Genomic DNA, 20,865 nt, shown 5'->3' with positions numbered 1-20,865 from the left:
ACTCTACGGCACCCACCCACTCAAACGGCGTCCTCCGGCGAGCCACAACCGTGCGAGCGTGCCAGAATCGAGCCGCGGCCGCGTTCCGCCGAAAAAGCCACACGACCTGACGGAGCACCGAACGCCGCTCCCGCCCCGATCGGAGGCAGAGGATGACGTCCCCGGACGATCACGAGGTCAATGCCAGATTCGCCGACATCGTCGCCAACTGGAACGGGGACGAGCCGCAGACCGCGCCCGATCCCCCCGATGTCCCCGCTACTGGTAGCGACGTCTCGAATAACCCCAGCGATGCTCACCAGCCGATGCCCGAAGCCCCGGCAGAACCTGAGCCATCCAGCACGCCGACCCCGACTCCCCCGCCCATGCCGGATGTGACGGATGGTTGGCGGGCCTATTCCCTGGCCGAGGAGGAAGACGAAGGCTTCGTCCCCCCGGCTCCGGCTCCACTCCCCGCCCCCACCTCCGACTGGACCTTCTGGGCAGCGCTGCTCGGGCTCACCGGTGGGCCGCTGCTGCTTCTCTACCGCGTACTGGCCGACCCCGACGGTGGCAAACTTCCCGTCTTGTTCGCGATCGCCCTGTTCTGCGCCGGCTTCGTCATCTTGGTACTGCGATCCCCCACCCACCGTGACCCCAGCGACGACGACGGCGCGGTCGTCTAGGACGGGGCCCGAGCGGGTGCAGGCAGCTTTACAGGCTGGTTCGGGCCAGGTCGGCAGCGCCGATGAGACCGGCGTCCGGTCCGAGTTCAGCCACGACGATCTGGGCTTCGGGACGATACCCGCGCCCGGGCAGACGCCGCCGGAAGCTTTCGCGGGCGGGGGCCAGCAGGAGTTCACCGGCCGCGCTGACACCACCGCCGATGACGAACAACCCCGGGTCGATAGCGGCCGCCAAGTTGGCCAGGCCCACCCCGAGCCACTGCCCGATCTCGGTCAGCAACTCTCGCGCGGTGGGGTCCCCATCTCGGGCCGCCTCGGTGATGAGAGGGCCGACCAGAGCGCTCGGGTCGCCGCCCAGCCGAGCGGATAGATCGTGGGAGACCGGTGATCGCGCCTCGATCAAGGCCCGCGCCTCCCGCACCAGAGCGTTGCCGCTGGCGTACTGCTCCCAGCAGCCGCGGTTACCGCATTCGCACCGCATCCCATCCGGAACGATCTGCATATGCCCGAATTCGCCAGCGATGCCGAAGCGGCCACGCTGTAGCGCCCCATTGGTGACGATGGCGCCCCCGATGCCGGTTCCAAGGGTGATCATCACCAGGTGCGTCTCCTCGCGGGCAGCTCCGAAGCAATACTCGGCCCACGCGGCGGCGTTGGCGTCGTTGTCGACACAAATGGGTAGACCTACTCGCTGGGTGAGCCCTTGTTGCAGCGGTTCGTCGCGCCAGGATAAGTGCGGCGCGAACACGACAGTCGCGCGATCTGCGCCGACAAAGCCTGCCGCGCCCACCCCGATCGCCTCGACCCGCGCATCTTCCTCCCGGGCCACTTCGAGCAGCTCTTCGACGGCGTCAACGATGGTGTCCTCGACGACCTGCGGACTTCGTGAGCGGTCTGGGGTGTCGCGTCTGGTGCGGTGACGGATAGTCCCGCACTCATCCACCAGTCCTGCAGCCACTTTCGTGCCGCCGATGTCAACCCCGAGGCAGTAGGAACTCAAGGGCGCACCTGCGCTGCCGCGCCGATCATCCCTGCTTCGTTGCCCAGGGAAGCCAGCCGCCACGAGGCGTACGGGCGGTAACCACGACCTGTCACGTACTCCTCGTACGCCTCCGCCGCCGGATCCAGCAGGAGCGCCCCGGCTGAGGCCACCCCGCCACCGATGACGATGACCTCCGGGTCCAGGACTGAACCGATGGAAGCGGCGCCTTCACCGATCCAGCGACCGAGTTCAGCGATGAGCGAGAGTGCCCCGATGTCGCCTTCCTGAGCGGCTTTGGTGACGTCGGGTCCGGTGAGAGAGCGCGGGTCACCCGAGCAGCGTGCGGCGAGCCCTTCGCCGCGCTGGTCGCCGGAGGCAACGAGTTCACGGGCTGCGCGCACCAACGCGGTGCCGCTGGCGTACTGCTCCAGGCAGCCGTGCACCCCGCAGCCGCACAGGCGTCCGCCCGGGACCATCCGGATGTGTCCCAACTCTGCAGCCACGCCGAACGCACCTCGCAGCAGCCGCCCGTTCTCGACGATGCCACCCCCGACACCGGTACCGATGGTCAGGAACACCATGTGGTCGACGTCGGCTGCGGACCCATGGACGAATTCGCCCCAGGCGGCAGCGTTGGCGTCGTTCAGCAATTGGACCGGCAGCCGGGTGAGATCTTCCAGCTTCGCTTTCAGCGGTTCGTCGCGCCACGGCAGGTTCGGGGCGAACATCACGGTCGTGCCCGAGCGGTCGATGAACCCTGCGCAGGCAACGCCCACGCCGACAACGTCGTGATCGCCGGCCAGCTCATCAACCAGGTCGGCCGCGGCCGAGACAATGTCAGACGTCGCCGACGCCGGCGTTTCACGCCGCGCGCGCGCCAGGACGTTTCCTTCCTCGTCCACCACCGCGCCTGCGAGCTTCGTCCCGCCGATATCGAGACCTACTGTCAGGCTCATGCCTGCTCCTCCTCCGTTGCGGACCGCGCCGGCCCATCAGGCACGGTATCGCCACTGTTCGAGGACGGCTGCTGTTGTTCCGACCCCGGGTGCCGCTGCCCTTCCTGGGCCAGGCGCTCGGCAGCGCGCGACAGCCCCGCAGAAACCGCCGAGGTGACGTCTGCCAGGGTGCGCACTAGTTCCGGCGCGATCGTGTGCAGCCAGGCGCTGCCTTGGCACAACGGGCAGCCCCGGCAATTGTTCGAGCCGGTGCCGCCACCGCCCGGCGTCGATGGTGCAGCACCTGAGCCCGGGGAGGTCGACGCGTCGTCGGCAGACGTGGCGGGAGCCCGCATCGCCTCGACCAGCAGTGCCATCTCCTCCTCGACCGATCGCGGTGAGGAATGCTCGGGGCGGCTCATCCCTCGACGCGTTTCTTCAAGCCTGCCAACGCCGTGGAGACGATCGACTTCTCAGCCTTGCGCCGCATCATCCCTGGCAGCGGCACCGCCAGCTCCACACCCAACTCATAACTGACCGCAGTTGCCTCCCCGTCGGCGCTGAGCACATAGGCGCCGTCCATGGCTTTAAGGGTGCGTGCTTGTTTCAAGGTCCACGAACAGGTTCCGGTGCCGTCGTCCTGGACGTCCCAGACGTAGCGCAGCACGTAGGTGTCCGAGATGACACCGGCGGCCACGGTGAATTCGACTTCCACCGGCCAGTCCTGCTCGTCGAGGGAAAGGACACGGACCTGACTCATGTCCTTGGTCCACTCCGGATAGCTCTCGACGTCAGCGATGACATCCAAAACGTCGTTCGGTGGAGCCTCGATACGGATCTTGGACTCGGTGCGCTCAGCCATGAACGTAGGCTAACCGCCCCTCGAGGCATCCAAGATGTAGATCACCTCTTAGGGTTCAACCGTAGACCTGGGTCACATCCATGGGTAGGGTCCCTCCCCACACTGGGCATCCGCTATGAGGTGTTGCCCTGCCATCCTTGACGGAGGTCCCCTCATGTACGAACGGATCGTCCCGCCCTTGTCCGACCCACCGACGAACGGCAACCTCGCGCTCATCCCCGAACGCAACGCCCGACGGCACCCGGATCGGGTCGTGTTCTCCGTAAAAAACGGCCAGGACTGGCAGTCGGTCACCGCTGTTGAGTTCCTGGCCCAAGTGCGCGAGGTGGCAAAAGGCTTCGTCGCGGCCGGCGTGAAACGCGGCGACCGCGTCGGGCTGATGAGCCGCACCCGCTACGAGTGGACCCTGCTCGACTTCGCGTTGTGGACTGCCGGGGCGGTCCCGGTCCCGGTGTACGAGACGTCCTCGGCTTCCCAAGTGGAGTGGATCCTGCAGGACTCGGGCTGCGTCGGTCTGATCGTGGAAAGCTCCGAACACCTCGAGGTTGCCCAGCGGGCCCGCCCCGAACTGCCTGACCTGCGCCATGTCTGGCATATCGACGGTGGCGCCATCGAGCACTTGAGCATGGGGGGCGCAGTCATCGACGACGCGACCCTGGATGCCGCAACCGAGGGTATGACCCGCGCTGATCTGGCGACCATCATCTACACCTCGGGCACCACCGGAAGGCCCAAGGGTTGCGAATTGACGCACGGCAACTTCATGAACCTCTCGGACAACATCGTGGCTTCCTTGTCGGTGGTCGTGCACGCCCCGGAGGCTGCGGTTCTGCTCTTCCTTCCCCTGGCACATGTGCTGGCTCGAATCATCGAGGTGGTCGTGGTGGACGCCGGGATGCGGGTGGGGCACGCCCCTGATGTGAAGAACCTGCTGCCTGATCTGCAGTCCTTCCGCCCGACCTTCCTGCTCGCCGTTCCGCGAGTTTTCGAAAAGGTCTACAACGCAAGTGACCAGAAAGCCACCACCGAAGGCAAGGGCCGCATCTTCCGGTTCGCCACGCGTACCGCAATCGCCTACAGCCGAGCTCTGGACGAGCCGGGCGGACCCTCACCGCGGTTGCGGGCGCTCCACCGATTCTGCGATCTCTTGGTCTACCGCAAACTGCGCGACGCTCTGGGCGGCCAAGTGGGCTGGGCCGTTTCCGGCGGAGCCCCGCTGGGTCCGCGCCTGGGGCACTTCTACCGCGGCATCGGCATCAACATCCTTGAGGGCTACGGGCTCACCGAAACGACCGCGCCGGTGGCCGTCGGACGCCCGGATGCCCTGCGGGTGGGAACCGTCGGCAAGCCCCTTCCCGGTTGTGGCATCCGGATCGCTGAAGACGGTGAAATCTTGGCCCACGGGGTGGGCATCTTCCGTGGCTACCGGCACAACCCCGAGGCGACCGCGGAGGTCCTGAGCCAGGACGGGTGGCTGCGCACCGGTGACCTGGGCGAGCTCGACGCCGACGGGTTCCTCTCGATCACCGGGCGCAAGAAGGAGATCATCGTCACCGCCGGTGGGAAGAACGTCGCGCCGGCCATGCTCGAAGACACGGTTAGGGCACACCCGATCGTGTCTCAGTGCGTGGTGGTGGGCGACGGTCGCCCCTTCATCGCAGCGCTACTCACCATCGATGCCGAAATGCTGCCCTCGTGGGCCAAAGCACACGATCACCCAGACCTGACTCCCGAGACTGCGTTGACCGACGACCTCGTGCGCGAGCACATCCAGATGGCTGTCGATCGGGCTAACTCTGCAGTGAGCCGCGCCGAATCGATCCGTGATTTCCGGCTCATCCCCGGTGACTTCACCGAGGCCAACGGCTATCTGACGCCATCGATGAAGGTACGCCGCAGTGCAGTCCTGAAGGACTACGAGGCAGAAATCGAACAGATCTACTCAGGGTCACGCACCCGCGCCTGAGTCAGGGGCCAGTCGCTGCAACTCTGCACGCCAGGCGTTGGTCAGACGTCGGGTACTCAGCGGCAGCGGCTGGCTCGTGCCGTTCTGGCCCTGCCGCTGCGCGGCTGGCCCGATGAGGCTGCGCAGCACCGCCTCTTGCCCTGCCAGGCGCACCGCCACCTGGCAAGCGATCCACGCCTGGGCGTAGACCTCGGCACGGTCATCGCCAGTGAACTGCGCATCGGTAGGCAGCCGATCGGGGGGCCCATCGCGGGCAACGCGCTGCAGCAGCGGCGCTGCGACCTCGGCCACCTCCAGCCCGCTGTCCAGGTAGGCCAGGTACTCGGCCATCCCTTCGACGAACCAGGTGGGTAAGGGTCCACGCGGATGCTGCAGCAGGGCGACATGCACGGTCTCGTGGGTCAGGATCACCCGGCGACCTTGGGCCGTCAGCTCGGCCCACACTTCCGGGTCGAGTACGACGCGGATGTTGCTCGCTCGACCGTCGGGATGCACATCTGCCAAGGTCGTGGCCGCGATGCCGCTGTGTTGCCCCGGGGGCGCTCCCGTCAGCCGGCGGTATTCCGTGTCCGTTGCGGGCGCCTCTATGTGGATGTTGCCGGACCAAGGTTCGGGCCAGACCTGCTGGACCTGCTGTGCACAGGAATGGGCCAGGGCGGCGATCTCGCGTGCTTGCGGTGAGCTGCCACTGACCCGCGCCAGCCCGTAGGACACGGCGGGAGGCGAAGGGCTGGCCATCGCCGAGCGGGACGCCTCAGCACTGCTGGCGACTGTCGAGGTCGAGGACGGCCGGGGGTGTGCATCGCTGCACGCAGCGCTGAGCAGAACCAGAACCGCGCAGCCCAGCGCCTTGGCAGGGCTGTGCAGTCCCTCCCACCGGCGCGGTGCGCCCGCGCCCCTACCCGACAGCTTGCACATCCATCCAGGGTTCCATGTGAGCTCGTAGTCCAGCGGTCTGGCACGCAGGAAGTAGGCCGCCCGCTACCAGGGCGTGCACCGCCCGACGTTCCGTTGCATCGAGCGGCAACCCACGGCTGGGGGTGTTCAAGACGACGCCCACAGCGCAGTCCGAGCATGCGGAGCCGCGAACCGGGCACGTCACGCAGTCGACGATCATGGGGTTCTCCTGTCGCGCAGCGGCGACACTTGGCGTCGCCGTCAGGAAAACGCTAGGCGTGCCCACCGACAACCCATCGCACACCCGTTCCCACGCACATCCCGGCACCAGTCGAAACTGCGCTGGGAGCAGCAGCAGCAGAAACGGCCTCCGTCAGCGCCTGCCCCACGACCGTCCCAAGCATCGGACCAGACGCGGATGCCCGCGGGCAGGGCTGAGAGCCGGGCTCCAACGGTTGTCGGTACCGACCTCTACGGTTCACTACATGCAGGCCGTTCAGGGAACTCTCGATGAGTTGGGCACCCCGCTGAGGGAGGTCACCTTCGTCGTCGTCGACCTGGAGACCACAGGCAGTAGCCCCTCCGGCGCGCACATCACCGAGATCGGTGCAGTCAAAGTGCGCGGCGGGCAGGTCCTGGGTGAGTTCCAGACCCTGGTGCGCCCCGAAGGACCCATCCCTGATTTCATTCAGGTACTCACCGGCATCAGCAACGAAATGGTGGCACAGGCACCACGCATCGGCGAGGTACTCCCCCAATTCCTTGAGTTTGCGGTCGGTACCGTGTTGGTCGCCCACAACGCACCCTTCGACGTGGGTTTCCTCCGCGCGGCCGCACGCGACTTGGAGTTGCCGTGGCCCAATCCAGCGGTGGTCGACACCGTGAAACTGGCTCGCCGCCTCGTCAGCCGCGACGAGACGCCCAACCACAAGCTGGGCACGCTGGCCGCGTATTTCGGCGCCGAGACCTCCCCCGACCACCGTGCCCTGCACGACGCGCGCGCCACGGTCGATGTGCTGCATGCCCTCCTGGACCGAGCCGGCGGAGCCGGGGCCACCACCGTGGAAGAGCTCGCGGTGCTGACCTCTCGGGTCACCCCCACCCAACGGCGCAAGCGTCATCTGGCCGATGGTCTGCCTGCTACCCCCGGGGTCTACATGTTCACCGGCAACAACGGTCGAGTTCTCTACGTAGGAACCTCCTCCGACATCCGTCGGCGGGTGCGCTCCTACTTCACGGCAAGCGAGCAACGCTCACGCATCCGCGACATGCTCGCAGCCGCCACCGGGGTGACCCCCATCATCTGCGCCACCGACCTAGAGGCACGCGTGCGCGAGCTGCGCCTCATCGCCGAGCACGACCCGCCGTACAACCGCCGCTCACGACGCCCCGAGAACCGCCCCTGGGTCAAGCTCACCCACGAGAGGTTCCCTCGGCTGTCCATCGTGCATCGGGTCCGCGATGACGGTGCCACCTACTGCGGCCCGTATCCGCATCGCGACGCCGCCGACGCCGCAATTCAAGCCATCCACGAAATTCTGCCGCTGCGCAGCTGCACCACCCGCCTGGCGCGGCGCAGCGCAGAGGTCGCGGCCTGTCTGCTGGCGGACCTGGGTCGTTGCGGAGCACCGTGCGAGGGCCGACAGAGCGTGGAGGACTACGGCCAGATCGCCGCCAGGGCGATAGCCCTCATGCAGGGCGCTAGCAGACAAATTCTGCATTCGCTGGCAGAACGGATGAGCGAGCTGTCTAGCGCAGAACGCTTCGAAGAAGCCGGCGCCGTCCGGGATCGCACCGCCACGCTCATCCGCGGGTTGTGCCGATCACAGCGCCTCACCCCACTGGCTGCGACCGCCCAGATCGTCGGGGCCCGACGTCGCGCGGCCGGCGGCTGGGAAGTGGTGTGCGTCAGGTACGGCCGCTTTGCCGGCACCACGCTGACCCCACGGGGAGCGGATCCGATGCCGTACATCGGGGCCATGATCCGCACAGCCGAGGTCGTGGCCGCCCCTACTGCCCCGCATCCGGCCGCGCATCCTGAGGAGACCGAGCTGCTGCATACCTGGCTCACCACCGAGGGCACCCGCCTGGTGGAGGTCGAGGGTGTGTGGGTGTGCCCGGTCGGTGGCGCGGAAGCGCTGGCCGATCTGGCTGTTCCGCGCACGAGCCCCGCGACCAGCGCGTGGATTGACTAGAGTGAATCCGTGATCACCGCCATCGTCCTCATCAAGGCCGACGTCAACCGCATTCCCGAGGTGGCTCAGGCAGTCGCCGAGATCGAGAACGTCAGCGAGGTGTACTCCGTCACCGGCGACATCGACCTCATTGCGTTGGTTCGCGTGGCTCAACACGAGGACTTTGCCGACGTCATCGCCGGGCAGATCAACAAGACGGAGGGTGTGGCAGCCACTGACACCCACATTGCTTTCCGTACCTACAGCAGCGACGACCTCGACGCAGCCTTCAGCATCGGTCTGGACTGAGCCCTCCAGGCGCCTCTGATCCACCCGTGGCATCGTGGCCGGGCGCCCTGCTGCACTCGGGCCTCAGCGCTGCTCGGCGGCCTCTCGGGTCGCGGCTTTCCAGGCCTCGAGGCGCGCCGTGGTCGCCCCTGAGTCGATGGCTTCAGCTGCCCGCGCGATTCCGGCGCGAAGCGCTTGCACGAAGTCTGCTTGGTTGCGCACCTGCGGCTCCGCAGCTACCGCCAGAGCAATCCCGGCGTTGAGCAACACCGCTTCCCGCGGTGCGCCGGTTTTGCCCGCGAACACGTCCCGGACCACTTGAGCGTTGTAGTTCGCATCGGCTCCGCGCAACGCCTCGATCGGATGTCTGGCGAGGCCTACATCTTCAGGTGCGATGACGTACTCGTCGATGTCGCCTTGAGCTACCCACCAGATGCGCGAGGTCGTCGAGACGGTGATCTCATCCAGGCCGTCGTCCCCCCGGAAGACCGCTGCCCGGTTGCCGCGAGCCGCAAAGACCCCTGCGACCAGCGGGGCGGCCAGCGCATCGGCGACCCCGACCGCCGAGTGAACCGGTTGCGCGGGATTGGTCAGCGGACCGAGCAGGTTGAACACCGTCGGCACCCCTAGTTCCCGACGCGGTCCGGCAACGTGACGCATCGAGGGATGGAAGTCCTGGGCGAAGCAGAAGGTGATACCCACCTTGTGCGCCACCTCCACGACCTTCTCCGGACCCAGGCTCAGGACGACTCCCAAGGCTTCCAAGCAGTCAGCGGTGCCGGACTTCGAGGAGGCAGCACGGTTGCCGTGCTTGACGATGACCGCCCCAGCAGCTGCGGCGACCACGGCAGACATTGTCGAGATGTTGACCGTGTTGGCGCGGTCGCCACCGGTTCCCACGATGTCCAGGCTGGGGGCCGGTACCGAGATACGGCGGGCGTGGCTCAGCATCTGTTCAGCGATGCCACCGAGTTCTTCAGTGGTCACCCCTTTGGCGCGCAGCGCTATGAGGAAGCCCGCTACCTGGGCGTCAGTTGCCTCGCCCGCCATGATGCGGTTCATGGCCCAGGAAGCCTGGTCGCCGGAGAGGTCGACGCCGGTGACCAGGAGGGTCAGAAGTTCGGGCCAGGTCGTCGTACCGGGCTCGACCATGGTCAGTTTTCGAGGCCAGGCAAGGCGCGGGACACTTCGGCTACCGCGTTGCACATGGACATCGCATCGATCGGCTGCGGGACAGCACGCTCGGCGTAGGACCAGGCCGCGAGCCAGCCGTCCTGGGGCCGCCCTGTCAGCAGAATGACTGGCGGGCATTCGTAGATCTCGTGCTTGAGCTGACGGCACAATCCCATGCCCCCCAGCGGGGCCGCTTCGCCATCCAGGATGAGCAGGTCGACCTCACGCGCCTTGACCGCTTTCGTGACTGCAGGCGCAGTTGCGCATTCCAGCCACGAGGCCACCTCGACGTCACGTGCCGGACGACGTCCCACTGCCAGGCGAACGGAGTCACGAGTGAGGCGGTCGTCGCTGAACAGCAGAATGCGCACCGAACGCCGCTGCGCACCGGTGGATCCCTGCGCCGAGGGAGCGACGATCGAGGAGGAGCCCTGCGGGCCGTGGGAGCCAGTCATGCAGTGAATCCTACCGACAACCGCCAGCATGCGGATGCCCGGCTCGCGCACTGGCCCCCAGCCGCATCCCGATCCGGATGCATACCGGATCGCGTCTGCCCCGAGAAAAGGTCGGCACAGTGGCCAGCACACCTGTTCAGCGCCTGAGGTCAAGTGACTACCACAGAGGTTCCCCAGGCGTACCGTCGGGGCCCAGAAGGCACCTGATTCCAACCCAGATCCGGCACACCCGACCCCCAAGGACCCATCTCGGGATGTTTTGTGGCCATAATGGCGCCGTGGCGACTGTTTCCTCTGCACATACACACGCACCGCGACCGCACTCGGGCAATGCCCCGGGTCACGGGCCGGTTACCCGACCCAATATGGCCTCGGTGGGCACCATCGTCTGGCTATCAAGCGAACTCATGTTCTTCGCGGGGCTGTTCGCCATCTACTTCACGTTGCGGGCCTCGCGCCCCGACCTGTGGGAGACCGGCACAGCTCACCTGAACGTGCCGTTCGCGGTGGGCAACACCCTGATCCTGGTGATTTCCTCCGTGTGGTGTCAGCTCGGCGTCTTCAAAGCCGAGCAGGGCATCGGCTCACGGACCGGCAAGCTCTTCGAGATCGGCAAGTGGGGCATGCGCGACTGGTACGTGCTGACCTACCTGTTCGGCTCGGTGTTCGTGGCCGGCCAGGTCCTTGAGTACGCGGAGCTGGCGCATCACGGGATGACGCTCTCCCATGACGCCTACAGCTCGGCCTTCTACATCACGACCGGGTTCCACGGCATCCACGTCATCGGTGGCCTGATCGCGTTCCTGCTCATCATCGGACGCAGCTTCTCCTCGCGCCGATACACCCACAGGCAGGCCACGGGAGCCATCGTGACCTCCTACTACTGGCACTTCGTCGACGTGGTGTGGATCGCCCTCTTCATCGCGATCTACATCCTCCAATGAGCCCCGCAACACACCCCGCCCCTACGACGCCAAGGACACCACAGTGACCTCATCCGCAGCCCGACGCCGGCATCCGGCGGCGCTTTTCGCCCTGCTGTTCGTCGGCCTCCTTGCTGTGGGATCCCTGTACTCGGTCTTCATGCCGTCAGGGTCCGCGCAGGCCGACACCCGGCCGGTGACGAGCAAGGACGTCGAGGCTGGTCACAAGCTGTTCCTCGCGAACTGCGCGACCTGCCACGGCCAGCAGGGCCAGGGCACCCCCGCCGGTCCCAGCCTGGTCGGCGTCGGCGCGGCTTCAGTGGACTTCCAGGTCGGCACCGGCCGGATGCCGCTGGCAGCCCCCGGTGTTCAGGCCAAGCGCAACGAGGTGCACTACACCGACGAGCAGATCAAGCAGATGGCGGCGTGGGTGACCACCCTTGGTCCCGGCCCGGGCGTCCCGGATGAGAAGTACAGCAGCGGCGTCGGCGGCAACCCCGCCCGCGGCGGCGAGATCTACCGCGTCAACTGCGCCATGTGTCACAACTTCGCCGGCTCCGGCGGTGCGCTGACTCGCGGCAAGTACGCTCCCCCGTTGAAGAACATCGAAGGCAAGCACATCTACGAGGCCATGTTGACCGGCCCGCAGTCCATGCCTGTCTTCAACGACACCAACTTGGAGCCTGAGGCAAAACGCGATGTCATCGCCTACCTGCACGAGCTCGACAAGAATGAGAACTACGGCGGGCACAGCCTGGGCAACCTCGGCCCCGTGGCCGACGGCTTCTTCTTCTGGGGCATCGGCATCCCCCTCATGATCGCCGCGGCTGTCTGGCTAGGACGCAAGGCCGCATGAGGTGGTCCACGACCCCGATCGTCCGCACCGACGCGACAGGAACCACACGATGAACGACAACGGCTCCCCTGCGGAGAACACCCCCGCCAACGGGGGCTCGACCGCGGCTGGCTCGCACCAGGTGAGCCCCAGCCGCGAGGCGGTGAACCTCGACCAGGGGCACATCGAAGGCACCGGCGAGCTTCCGGCTCGCTTCGACAACCCTGGACTGCCCCCGCACATCCTTCGCCACGCCGATGTGGACGAGAAGGCAGCCAAGCGCGCGGAGCGCCAGGTGCTCACGCTGTTCACCCTGTCGATCCTGGGCACGATCGGCTTCATGCTCGCCTACTTCTTGCTCGACAGCGAGCAGATGGTGTTGGTTCCGCTCTTCGGGCGGCTCAACCTTCTGCACACCCTGCTGGGCCTCACCCTGGCGATCAGCTTGCTCGGTATCGGTTTCGGCGCTGTGCACTGGGCCAAAACGTTGATGCCGGATGCTGAGTCCATCGAAGAGCGTCACCCGGTCGCTGCGGCCCCTGAGGATCGTCAGGGCTTCGCCGATACGTTGGTCGAAGGCCGTAAGGCCTCTCAGCTTGGACGCCGCCCCCTGATCGGTGTGCTCGGGGCAACGGCACTGGGTATTTTCGCCCTGCCGCCGGTGGTCCAGGCCATCTTCGGCCTCGGCCCGCTGCCCGGTCGTCAGCTCAAGCAGACCTTCTGGCAGAAGGGCATGCGCCTGGTGCGTGACCCGGAGTTGACGCCCATTCGCGCCGACGACGTGCGCCTGGGCTCGGTCTTCCACGTCCTGCCTGAGGGTATCGACGGTCCTAAGGTGCGGGACAAATCTGACGAAGAGACACAGCACGACGAGGATCTCGGCGTGCTGGAGCGCAAGGCCAAGGCCGCAACGCTGCTGATCCGCCTCGATCCTGAGGACTTCAAATCTCAGAAAGCGCGCGATTGGGGCTATCAAGGTATCGTCGCCTATAACAAGATTTGCACCCACGCCGGTTGCCCGGTCGGGTTGTATGAACAGGGAACACATCACTTGCTGTGTCCCTGTCACCAGTCCACATTTGATGTGACTCAAGACTGCAAGGTGGTTTTCGGTCCGGCTAAGCGTCCGCTTCCCCAGCTGAAGATCACTGTCGATGACGAGGGCTACCTCATCGCAGCGCAGCCGTACATGGAGCCCGTTGGACCGAGCCATTGGAGTCGTCTGAAATGAGCACTTCAGCCACCTCGCGCGCAGCGGATTCCGTGCGCGCGAAGGACGACAATCGCCCCTCGGAACCGGCCGCCACCTCCACTCGGGGTGGCGGCGGCGTCGCCGGTTGGTTGGATGATCGCACCGGACTGGCCAAGCCAGTCCGTTACCTGATGCACAAGGTCTTCCCTGACCACTGGTCGTTCATGCTGGGCGAGGTGGCCATGTACTCCATGGTCGTCGCGCTTCTCACCGGCGTGATCCTGACCCTGTGGTTCATCCCATCCATGGGTCACACCGTCTACTACGGCGAGTACGCCCCGCTGAATGGCGTCGGGATGAGTGAGGCTTACGCCTCCGCACTGGACATCTCCTTCGCCGTGCCCGGCGGTCTGCTTATCCGGCAGATCCACCACTGGTCGGCGTTGTTCTTCATCGGTGCTATCGGCCTGCACATGGGGCGCGTCTTCTTCACCGGCGCGTTCCGCAAGCCCCGCGAAATCAACTGGGTCATCGGCACCGCCCTGCTCCTGCTGGCCATGATTGAAGGCTTCGCCGGCTACTCCCTCCCCGACGACCTGCTCTCGGGCACCGGTCTTCGCGTGATGGAGGGCTTCGTGGAGTCCTCGCCGGTCATTGGTTCGATCATGAGCTACTTCATGTTCAACGGCGCCTTCCCCGGCGAGTCGATCATTCCTCGCCTCTACATGGCGCACATCCTGCTCGTGCCGGCCATCCTCATCGGCCTGTTCACCGCGCACCTTGTTCTGGTCATGGTGCACAAGCACACGCAGTTCCCCGGGCCTGGCCGCACCAACGAGAACGTTGTCGGCTTCCCCGTCATGCCGGTCTATGCGGCGAAGGCGGGCGGCTTCTTCTTCATCGTGTTCGGCATCATCACGCTGGTTTCGGCGTTGGTCACGATCAACCCGATCTGGGCATACGGTCCTTACGACCCGTCCCCGGTGACGGCCGGTGTGCAGCCGGACTGGTACATGGGCTTCGCCGATGGTGCGTTGCGTCTGCTGCCGGGTTGGCTGGAGTTCGAGGTTCTCGGTTACACGCTGAGCCTCAACGTTGCTCTCGGCTCCATCGTGTTGCTGCCCGTGTGGTTCACCCTCCTGGGCGCCTACCCCTTCCTTGAGGCGTGGGTCACCGGCGACAAGCGTGAGCACCACCTCCTGGACCGCCCGCGCAACCGTCCGACCCGTACCGGCCTGGGCGTCGCCGTTCTGATCGTTTACCTGGTCATGTTCATGGCCGCCGGTAACGACATCATGGCGATCAAGATGGGGTTGTCGATCAACGACATCACGCACGCGCTGCGGCTGCTGTTCTTCGTGGGCCCGGTCGTCGGATTCTGGATCACTAAGCGGGTCTGCCTGTCCTTGCAGCGTGCGGACCGTGAGCTTGCCCTGCACGGCAGGGAAACCGGCCGAATCGTCCTGTCTGACGAGGGTTCCTTCTCCGAGGTGCACGAACCACTCAACGAATACGAGCGCTGGGCTCTTGTGCAGCACGAGTCCCCCGCCCCGTTGGAGCTCACGTCGGGCACCGACGAGTTCGGTGTAGCCACTCCCGACTCCGGTGGATCCAAGCGCCGCGCCGCGTGGTCTCGGTTCTACTTCAACGACCGCGTCGAGCCTCCCACGCCTGCCGAGCTTGCGAGCCAGGCACATGGGCACGGGCACGAAGGCCATAAGGACGTCGAACTGGTGACGGCCCCGCCGGCCCCCTCGATCGAGAGTCGTGACTCCACCGGCCATTGAGCTGGTTGAGCTAAACAAGCCCCGTCCGGAGATACTCCGGGCGGGGCTTGTTTGTACTGCGGAGGCGTCTGTGAGAGCCCGCCCCCACACGCTGAGTCTCCCCCACCGGCTGTAGCGATTGGCTTTCGCTGCGACGCGGTGTCACGGTGAATCATGGACCTCACCGGAGCGGAGTTCGAAGCCCTCGTATCGGACGCGCTCGATGCGGTGCCTGCGGAGCTTCTCGACTTGTTGGAGAACGTCGTCTTCCTCATCGAGGATGAACCGCCGACAGGTTTCGAGAACGTGCTCGGCCTCTACGAGGGGATACCGCGCACAGAGCGAGACCTCGGGTGGGGGCAGGTGATCCTGCCAGACCGGATCACCATCTATCGGGGACCGACGCTACGAATGTGCGCCACCGAGAAGCAGGTGGCCGACGAGGTAGCCATCACCGTCGTGCATGAGATCGCTCATCACTTCGGCATCGATGACGAGCGCCTGCACGCGTTGGGTTGGGGCTAAGAGGCCGTCGGCATCCTCGCTGCGATACTCACCTCAGCCTGGCCACCAACGACACCGACTGCACCGGCGCCAAATACGCGTCGGTGCAGCCCCGATCTGGAAACGCCGTCACAGCCAGGCAGGGGTGGCACTTTCCAACGCCCGCTCCCGTCACTGACGAAGCCGACGTCCGCAACCGGCGGTCGTAGTCACGCCGAAGCGGCGATCTCCAACGCTCGCTCGGCGAGTGCCCGCCCCGGCGCGATCGCGGACTCATCGAAGCTCACCCGGCTGCGACGTTCCAGTAGGTCCTCCACGCTGAGCGCGCCCTCGTATAGGGCGCCAAACAGCAGCTCGGCGCCGGTAGTCGGGCAGTCGGCCGAGACGGCCGTTGCCATCTCGGGGTACTGCTGTTGCAGAGCCAACACACGCGGGGCCTCGGTGCCGTAGCGGCGCACGTAGCGTTCCGGCGCCTCCAGGCGCTGCAGGACGGCGCTGGGGGCAGCACCGATGAGTGGCAGTCGCGTCGTCCGGCAGGGCAGGTCGCGCTGCAACCGGACGCAGGCCGCGTCCACGGCGTCCTGGGCCATGGCCCGGTACGTGGTGAGTTTTCCGCCGGCGATCGTCAACGGCCGCCCCGGTTCGTCGAGCAGAAGGTGGCGTCGGGAGACGTCAGCAGTAGAGCTCTGACCCGCTTCTTCAATGAGCGGCCGCAGTCCTGCGAACCGGCCGACGATGTCTTCCTTGGTCAGCGGCTGCTGTAGGGACGCTGACATCACGCTCAGCAAGAACTGCTCGTCTTCTTCGGGCACGCTGGGTGCGGTGCCATCGACGCCGGGGGCTGCCTCGTCGGTGAGCCCCACCAGAGTCAGGCCATCGGGTTGCGGAATGGCGAACACGTAGCGTCCGAAGTGCCCCGGCACCGGCGCGGTGATGACAGCACGCGGGTTACCCAACCGCTGCGAGCGGAAAACGAGGTGGCTGCCGCGGCTGGGACGAACGGTGAGTGCCGGTTCGAGCTGGTCAGCCCAGACCCCGGTCGCGTTGATCACCAGCCCGCGGGCGGTCAAGGTCTCGCCGGTCAGTTCGTCACGAAGTTGCGCTTCGCGCTCCCCCGCCGAAAGCACGGTGCAGCGGGTGATGATGTCTGCGCCGTGCGCTGCGGCGGTGCGCGCCAACGCCACGACGAGGCGGGCGTCATCCTCCAGCCACCCGTCGTAGTAGAGGATCGCGCCGCGCAGGCCATCGGTGCGCATTCCCGGCGCCAGACACAGCGTGGTGTGGGCATCAATGCGTCTCGGGCGCGGCAGCACCTCGCCGCTGGTGCGCGCCGCGATCCGCATCGCGTCGGCGGCGCGGATACCCGCCTCGGCCAGGGCGCCCATCGGCGCCGACGTGTGCACGTCTAAAGGAACGATGTAGGGAATCGGGCGGGCCAGGTGCGGCGCGATGCGCGTCATGAGGTGCCCGCGTTCCAGCACGGACTCCCAGGCCACGGCGATGTCACCCTTGGCCAGGTAGCGAAGCCCGCCATGGCAGAGTTTGCTGCTCCAGCGCGAGGTACCCGCGGCCAGATCCAGCTTCTCCACCAACGCGGTGCGCAGTCCGCGGCTGGCCGCGTCCAGGGCAACCCCCGCGCCGGTGACTCCGCCGCCGATGACGATGACGTCGTATTCCTGGCCGGCCAGGCGCTCCAGGGCGCGTGCCCGGGTTGCGCGGTTCAGGGTGGCTCCGCCTGTTGTCATCGCCGTGGCTGCCGCCGCGGAGTGGTTGGAGCCGTCAGTGCCGTGTTGGCAGGGGTTGGTTGGGGTGGAGCTGGCGTTCATCGCCGTTGCCCTTCTGGAGTGCGTACGGAAACCTTGGGATTTATTTCGAGGCCGGGGGACGTAGATAGCCCTCGACGAGATCGCGTACCTCGATCCGCGCCTCGGCGGGATCAGCCAGTTCGCCGAGGCAGCGACCGCCGATGACGAACGGGGTGCAGGCGTGAACGATGACTCGGGCCATCCGTTCTGCCTCGCATGCCCGCACGGAACCGTCGGCGATGCCGCGCTCGATTGCCGGCGTCAGCTGGGCGATGATCACCTGCTGGCTGCCTCCCAACCGGTCGACGACGTAGGGCAGGAGCAGATCCGGGTCGTGATCGACTACTGCCATGAACAGCGGTTCTGCGCGCAGCGCTTCGATGAGGCGCCCAGTCAGATCTGCTGCGAACTCTCGCCCGTTGCTTCCGGACGCGGCCGCGTACTGCTCGCTAGCGATCGTGGTGAACACCGTCTCCAGGGAGTCGAGGATCAGGCGCCGGATTCCGCCGCCGCGTCGGTAGAGCGTGACCCGATGAACCCCGGCTCGCGCAGCGATGGAGGCGGCAGTCGCGCGCCGCACTCCGTAGGAGACGACCTCTTCACGTATCGCTCGAATGAGGTCCGCATCGAGGCCTGCACCGTGTGCGCCAGCGTCTGCCGCACGCCCAAGCTTCTCTCCGGGCGTCTCGTCACCGGGGGTAGCGATCTGGTCGGTGTCGAGCGGTGCGTCCTGTGCCATGGCTCTCATGTTCCCCGTCCTGTTGCAACAATGCAACATCCGGCCGTACTTTGTTACGCATGGACACTCTCCTCACTACCTCCATTCCTCGGTCGGTCTGGTACGGATGGGGGGACCCCGCCCAACACCGGCCGCTACCACCGGCGGCCTGGGAACATCTCCGGGATCGCCTCGGCGCCGAGCCGCTACCAGAGCCACTTCGTCACGCAAAGATCGAGGACGTCGAGCTACCTGACTCCCGGCTGCCCGAGGCTGCCCACGCTGCGCTCTGCGAGGTGGTGGGCGAAGAACACGTCGCCGTAGATCGAGCTAGCCGTATCGAACATGCCGGCGGCAAGGCCTATCCGGATCTGTACCGGCTGTTCCACGGCGATGCCGCTCACGCCCCGGACGCGGTTGTCCTACCTGGGAATGCGCAGGAAGTCGCCGCGCTCCTGCAGGTGTGCGCGCAGCATCGGGTCGCCGTGGTCCCGTTCGGGGGCGGCACCAGTGTGGTGGGGGGCGTGGAGCCGCTGCGCGGCCAGTGCGAGGCCGTCATCAACATTGATCTTCGCCGTCTGGACCAGATGCTGGCCTGCGACCCGATCTCACGGGTGGCGACGTTCCAGCCGGGGATGCGCGGGCCAGACATCGAGCGCGCCCTCCAAGCACACGACCTGACCCTGGGGCACTACCCGCAAAGCCACCAGGAGGCCACGCTCGGGGGGTACGTCGCCACCCGCTCGGCCGGACAGGCCTCGACCGGGTACGGACGCCCCGACGAGCGACTGCTGGGCGCCCGGGTAGCCACCCCGACCGGAGAGATCGTCTTGTCGAGCCGCTCCCCCGCCTCTGCGGCCGGGCCTCGCCTGCTGGACGTCGTCGCCGGCAGCGAAGGCACGTTGGGCATCATCACCGAGGCAACCCTGTCGGTGTCGCCGATGCCGACCAACAAGCGCCACGCAGCGTGGCTGTTCGGTTCTTTCGCGGCGGGCTCCGCGGCCTTGCGCGCAATGGTCCAGGACCTCGATCGGGGCACCATTGCTGATGTCTGCCGACTCTCGGACGTTGAAGAGACGCAGATCAACCTGTCGCTGGCCGGTCGTGGTGGGCAGGCTCTGCTGCGATACGCCCGGTTGCGCGGCCTGGACTCCCCGTGCGTACTCATCCTCGTCTTCGAGGGCCGTGACGAAGCGTTGTTGAAGAGCCGCGAGAAGGCGTGCGCGAAGGTCATCAAGGCAGCCGGTGGTGTGCACGCACCCGCTCAGATCGCCAAGGGGTGGGAGAAGGGCCGGTTCAGCGGACCGTATCTGCGTGACGCTCTCATGACCCATCGCGTCCTGGCTGACACGTTGGAGACCGCCACCACGTGGACCAACATCGCCTCGCTGCATCAGCGCGTCAGTGACGCGATTCGTACAGCGTTGCAGAGTGAGGGCGACCGCGCGGCCGTCATGTGCCACATCAGCCACGTCTACGGGGCCGGAGCGTCGTTGTACTTCACGTTCTCAGCGCCCGAGGGCAGCGACGCACTCGCTCGCTGGCAGGCAGTCAAGGACGCCGCAGGCAAGGCAATCATCGATGGCGGCGGCACGATCACTCACCACCATGCGGTCGGGGCGGATCTTCGGCCCTGGCTCAGTGCAGAGATCGGTGAGGGTGGGGCGCGCATGTTGCGCGCTCTGAAGGACGAGTTCGACCCCACCGGGATCCTCAACCCCGGCAAGACGATCCCGTCAGCGACCCCAGATACGCCATGAGCCGCAAAGCCACCCTGATCGTCAACCCGGCCGCCGCCTGCGGGCAGGCCACCGAACGGATCCCCATCGTCCGGGACACATTGGTCTCCCTCGGGTGGCACGTGAGCGTCGTTTCCAGCCGCGATGGGGACGACGCCGAGCAGATCGCCGCAAACGCCGATCCTGACGTGGTTCTCGCTTCGCTGTCAGGAGACGGGAACCATGCCCGGGTGGCGGCGGGGGCGATCCGTAGCGGAGCGCTGTTCGCACCGCTGCCCGGTGGCCGCGGCAATGACTTTGTGCGCGCCGTCGGCCAGGATCAGGACCCGGCTACGGCCGCCGCCCGCCTGGCGGTCGCCCAGGAGCGGCGCATCGATGTCGGGCTCGTGGATGGGCGGGTCTTCCTGGGGGTGGCCTCGGTCGGCTATGACAGCGAAGCCACTACGTTGGCGAACCAGGCGACATGGCTGCATTCCGGGCTGGCTTACACCTACGGGGGACTTCGGGCTGTCGCAGCGAACCAACCCCGCACGTTCCGGCTGACGATGGACGGGGTCGAGCACACTATGCGGGCTCGCAACTTGGCCATCGGGCTCTCGGGCCGCTACGGCGGTGGGTTGCGAGGCTGCCCGGATGCGCTGCTGGACGACGGACTGCTCGACCTGGTCCTCATGGAAGACATGCCAACCCGCGATTTCGTCGCGACGCTGCTGCGAATGCTTGCTGACGGCGCGCACGTGGGTCGCCCAGGCGTGACCTCCACCAAGCTGCGCACCCTGCGTGTCGATTGCGACCAGCCACTGTCGGTGGTTGCCGACGGAGACGTCGTTGGGAAGCTTCCCGTCGACTTCTCCATCCGAACATCGGCCCTCCGACTGCTCGCGTAGCGGACGACCCGCCCTTTGAGCAGCTCCGCCGCCCCTGCCGCTGCAAGCCAGGGTCGGCGGGGCTCACCACCTCAGTAGATGGCCCGCGAGGCGTCGTTA

At 66.6% G+C, this 20,865-nt stretch carries 20 protein-coding genes; 11 read left to right on the top strand and 9 right to left on the bottom strand.

Annotated features, from left to right (window positions below; translation table 11 throughout):
• Positions 1-152 precede the first annotated feature (152 nt).
• Positions 153-665 carry a hypothetical protein gene (locus G9V96_RS00720; RefSeq protein ID WP_168581318.1) on the top strand — a complete coding sequence of 171 codons (513 nt, stop codon included), beginning with the start codon at positions 153-155 and terminating at the stop codon, positions 663-665.
• 28 nt (positions 666-693) lie between these two features.
• Here G9V96_RS00720 and G9V96_RS00715 read toward each other — a convergent pair whose 3' ends face one another.
• Genes G9V96_RS00715 through G9V96_RS00700 form a run of 4 tightly spaced genes read right to left on the bottom strand, consistent with a single transcriptional unit; the run spans position 694 to position 3,444 of the window.
• Positions 694-1,665, bottom strand: a complete 972-nt coding sequence (locus G9V96_RS00715) for an ROK family glucokinase (protein ID WP_168581317.1) — start codon at positions 1,663-1,665, stop codon at positions 694-696.
• Complete coding sequence (locus tag G9V96_RS00710) at positions 1,662-2,603, bottom strand: ROK family protein (protein WP_168581316.1); 942 nt, start codon at positions 2,601-2,603, stop codon at positions 1,662-1,664. Before G9V96_RS00710 ends, G9V96_RS00715 begins: the two co-directional genes overlap by 4 nt.
• Positions 2,600-3,004 (bottom strand): hypothetical protein, encoded by a 405-nt coding sequence (locus G9V96_RS00705; RefSeq protein WP_168581315.1) that lies wholly within the window; start codon positions 3,002-3,004, stop codon positions 2,600-2,602. The genes G9V96_RS00710 and G9V96_RS00705 overlap by 4 nt, the downstream gene beginning before the upstream one ends.
• Positions 3,001-3,444, bottom strand: coding sequence for an SRPBCC family protein (locus G9V96_RS00700; RefSeq protein ID WP_168581314.1), 444 nt, complete (start codon positions 3,442-3,444; stop codon positions 3,001-3,003). Before G9V96_RS00700 ends, G9V96_RS00705 begins: the two co-directional genes overlap by 4 nt.
• Positions 3,445-3,598: 154 nt before the next feature.
• Between G9V96_RS00700 and G9V96_RS00695 the strand changes: the two genes are divergently transcribed.
• Positions 3,599-5,410: an AMP-dependent synthetase/ligase gene (locus G9V96_RS00695; protein ID WP_168581313.1), complete on the top strand. Its 1,812-nt coding sequence runs from the start codon at positions 3,599-3,601 to the stop codon at positions 5,408-5,410.
• On the opposite strand, the gene G9V96_RS00690 is transcribed toward G9V96_RS00695, so the two are convergent.
• The gene (locus tag G9V96_RS00690; RefSeq protein WP_168581312.1) at positions 5,393-6,124 is read right to left on the bottom strand and encodes a hypothetical protein; all 732 of its coding nucleotides are present in this window, start codon (positions 6,122-6,124) and stop codon (positions 5,393-5,395) included. The genes G9V96_RS00695 and G9V96_RS00690 overlap by 18 nt on opposite strands.
• Positions 6,125-6,792: 668 nt before the next feature.
• Between G9V96_RS00690 and G9V96_RS00685 the strand changes: the two genes are divergently transcribed.
• Both G9V96_RS00685 and G9V96_RS00680 read left to right on the top strand, forming a co-directional pair.
• The gene (locus tag G9V96_RS00685) at positions 6,793-8,502 is read left to right on the top strand and encodes a DEDD exonuclease domain-containing protein (protein WP_168581311.1); all 1,710 of its coding nucleotides are present in this window, start codon (positions 6,793-6,795) and stop codon (positions 8,500-8,502) included.
• 9 nt (positions 8,503-8,511) lie between these two features.
• Positions 8,512-8,790, top strand: coding sequence for an Lrp/AsnC family transcriptional regulator (locus G9V96_RS00680; protein WP_168581310.1), 279 nt, complete (start codon positions 8,512-8,514; stop codon positions 8,788-8,790).
• A 63-nt stretch (positions 8,791-8,853) separates the two neighbouring features.
• Here the strand turns inward: G9V96_RS00680 and trpD are convergent, their stop codons facing one another.
• Together trpD and G9V96_RS00670 are read right to left on the bottom strand one after the other, a co-directional pair.
• Positions 8,854-9,921 carry an anthranilate phosphoribosyltransferase gene (gene trpD / locus G9V96_RS00675; RefSeq protein ID WP_168581309.1) on the bottom strand — a complete coding sequence of 356 codons (1,068 nt, stop codon included), beginning with the start codon at positions 9,919-9,921 and terminating at the stop codon, positions 8,854-8,856.
• 2 nt (positions 9,922-9,923) lie between these two features.
• A complete protein-coding gene (locus tag G9V96_RS00670) occupies positions 9,924-10,397 on the bottom strand; it encodes a response regulator transcription factor (RefSeq protein ID WP_226913357.1) in 474 nt (157 codons plus the stop codon).
• 278 nt (positions 10,398-10,675) lie between these two features.
• On the opposite strand from G9V96_RS00670, the gene ctaE reads away from it, so the two are divergent.
• The 5 genes from ctaE (at position 10,676) to G9V96_RS00645 (ending at position 15,638) form a co-directional block, all read left to right on the top strand.
• Positions 10,676-11,341: an aa3-type cytochrome oxidase subunit III gene (gene ctaE, locus G9V96_RS00665; protein WP_449727779.1), complete on the top strand. Its 666-nt coding sequence runs from the start codon at positions 10,676-10,678 to the stop codon at positions 11,339-11,341.
• 43 nt (positions 11,342-11,384) lie between these two features.
• Positions 11,385-12,176: a cytochrome bc1 complex diheme cytochrome c subunit gene (gene qcrC, locus G9V96_RS00660; RefSeq protein WP_210424431.1), complete on the top strand. Its 792-nt coding sequence runs from the start codon at positions 11,385-11,387 to the stop codon at positions 12,174-12,176.
• A gap of 49 nt (positions 12,177-12,225) precedes the next feature.
• Complete coding sequence (gene qcrA, locus G9V96_RS00655) at positions 12,226-13,386, top strand: cytochrome bc1 complex Rieske iron-sulfur subunit (protein WP_168581307.1); 1,161 nt, start codon at positions 12,226-12,228, stop codon at positions 13,384-13,386.
• Positions 13,383-15,134: a cytochrome bc1 complex cytochrome b subunit gene (qcrB, locus tag G9V96_RS00650; protein WP_168581306.1), complete on the top strand. Its 1,752-nt coding sequence runs from the start codon at positions 13,383-13,385 to the stop codon at positions 15,132-15,134. Before qcrA ends, qcrB begins: the two co-directional genes overlap by 4 nt.
• A gap of 153 nt (positions 15,135-15,287) precedes the next feature.
• Positions 15,288-15,638 (top strand): metallopeptidase family protein, encoded by a 351-nt coding sequence (locus G9V96_RS00645; RefSeq protein ID WP_168581305.1) that lies wholly within the window; start codon positions 15,288-15,290, stop codon positions 15,636-15,638.
• 188 nt (positions 15,639-15,826) lie between these two features.
• Here G9V96_RS00645 and G9V96_RS00640 read toward each other — a convergent pair whose 3' ends face one another.
• Both G9V96_RS00640 and G9V96_RS00635 read right to left on the bottom strand, forming a co-directional pair.
• Entirely contained in the window at positions 15,827-17,443 is a 1,617-nt protein-coding gene (locus tag G9V96_RS00640; RefSeq protein WP_226913355.1) for a glycerol-3-phosphate dehydrogenase/oxidase, read from the bottom strand.
• 40 nt (positions 17,444-17,483) lie between these two features.
• On the bottom strand, positions 17,484-18,170 hold the full coding sequence (locus tag G9V96_RS00635; RefSeq protein WP_210424430.1) for a hypothetical protein: 687 nt from the start codon (positions 18,168-18,170) through the stop codon (positions 17,484-17,486).
• Between the two features lie 50 nt (positions 18,171-18,220).
• On the opposite strand from G9V96_RS00635, the gene G9V96_RS00630 reads away from it, so the two are divergent.
• Together G9V96_RS00630 and G9V96_RS00625 are read left to right on the top strand one after the other, a co-directional pair.
• Positions 18,221-19,900 carry an FAD-binding oxidoreductase gene (locus G9V96_RS00630; protein WP_168581303.1) on the top strand — a complete coding sequence of 560 codons (1,680 nt, stop codon included), beginning with the start codon at positions 18,221-18,223 and terminating at the stop codon, positions 19,898-19,900.
• The gene (locus G9V96_RS00625; protein WP_168581302.1) at positions 19,897-20,766 is read left to right on the top strand and encodes a diacylglycerol/lipid kinase family protein; all 870 of its coding nucleotides are present in this window, start codon (positions 19,897-19,899) and stop codon (positions 20,764-20,766) included. Before G9V96_RS00630 ends, G9V96_RS00625 begins: the two co-directional genes overlap by 4 nt.
• The last annotated feature ends 99 nt before the right edge of the window (positions 20,767-20,865 follow it).

Source organism: Gephyromycinifex aptenodytis (genome assembly GCF_012277275.1).
Lineage (GTDB): Bacteria > Actinomycetota > Actinomycetes > Actinomycetales > Dermatophilaceae > Gephyromycinifex > Gephyromycinifex aptenodytis.
This window is presented reverse-complemented; position numbering and strand designations above follow the sequence as displayed.

What these genes read in the sequence shown, in the direction of transcription:
- qcrB (WP_168581306.1), top strand. Translation starts at nt 13,383, where the DNA reads ATGAGCACTTCAGCCACCTCGCGCGCAGCGGATTCCGTGCGCGCGAAG.
- G9V96_RS00645 (WP_168581305.1), top strand. Translation starts at nt 15,288, where the DNA reads ATGGACCTCACCGGAGCGGAGTTCGAAGCCCTCGTATCGGACGCGCTC.
- G9V96_RS00630 (WP_168581303.1), top strand. Translation starts at nt 18,221, where the DNA reads ATGGACACTCTCCTCACTACCTCCATTCCTCGGTCGGTCTGGTACGGA.
- G9V96_RS00685 (WP_168581311.1), top strand. Translation starts at nt 6,793, where the DNA reads ATGCAGGCCGTTCAGGGAACTCTCGATGAGTTGGGCACCCCGCTGAGG.
- G9V96_RS00670 (WP_226913357.1), bottom strand. Translation starts at nt 10,397, where the DNA reads ATGACTGGCTCCCACGGCCCGCAGGGCTCCTCCTCGATCGTCGCTCCC.
- G9V96_RS00700 (WP_168581314.1), bottom strand. Translation starts at nt 3,444, where the DNA reads ATGGCTGAGCGCACCGAGTCCAAGATCCGTATCGAGGCTCCACCGAAC.
- G9V96_RS00625 (WP_168581302.1), top strand. Translation starts at nt 19,897, where the DNA reads ATGAGCCGCAAAGCCACCCTGATCGTCAACCCGGCCGCCGCCTGCGGG.
- G9V96_RS00705 (WP_168581315.1), bottom strand. Translation starts at nt 3,004, where the DNA reads ATGAGCCGCCCCGAGCATTCCTCACCGCGATCGGTCGAGGAGGAGATG.
- G9V96_RS00640 (WP_226913355.1), bottom strand. Translation starts at nt 17,443, where the DNA reads ATGAACGCCAGCTCCACCCCAACCAACCCCTGCCAACACGGCACTGAC.
- G9V96_RS00635 (WP_210424430.1), bottom strand. Translation starts at nt 18,170, where the DNA reads ATGAGAGCCATGGCACAGGACGCACCGCTCGACACCGACCAGATCGCT.
- trpD (WP_168581309.1), bottom strand. Translation starts at nt 9,921, where the DNA reads ATGGTCGAGCCCGGTACGACGACCTGGCCCGAACTTCTGACCCTCCTG.
- G9V96_RS00710 (WP_168581316.1), bottom strand. Translation starts at nt 2,603, where the DNA reads ATGAGCCTGACAGTAGGTCTCGATATCGGCGGGACGAAGCTCGCAGGC.
- qcrA (WP_168581307.1), top strand. Translation starts at nt 12,226, where the DNA reads ATGAACGACAACGGCTCCCCTGCGGAGAACACCCCCGCCAACGGGGGC.
- G9V96_RS00695 (WP_168581313.1), top strand. Translation starts at nt 3,599, where the DNA reads ATGTACGAACGGATCGTCCCGCCCTTGTCCGACCCACCGACGAACGGC.
- G9V96_RS00720 (WP_168581318.1), top strand. Translation starts at nt 153, where the DNA reads ATGACGTCCCCGGACGATCACGAGGTCAATGCCAGATTCGCCGACATC.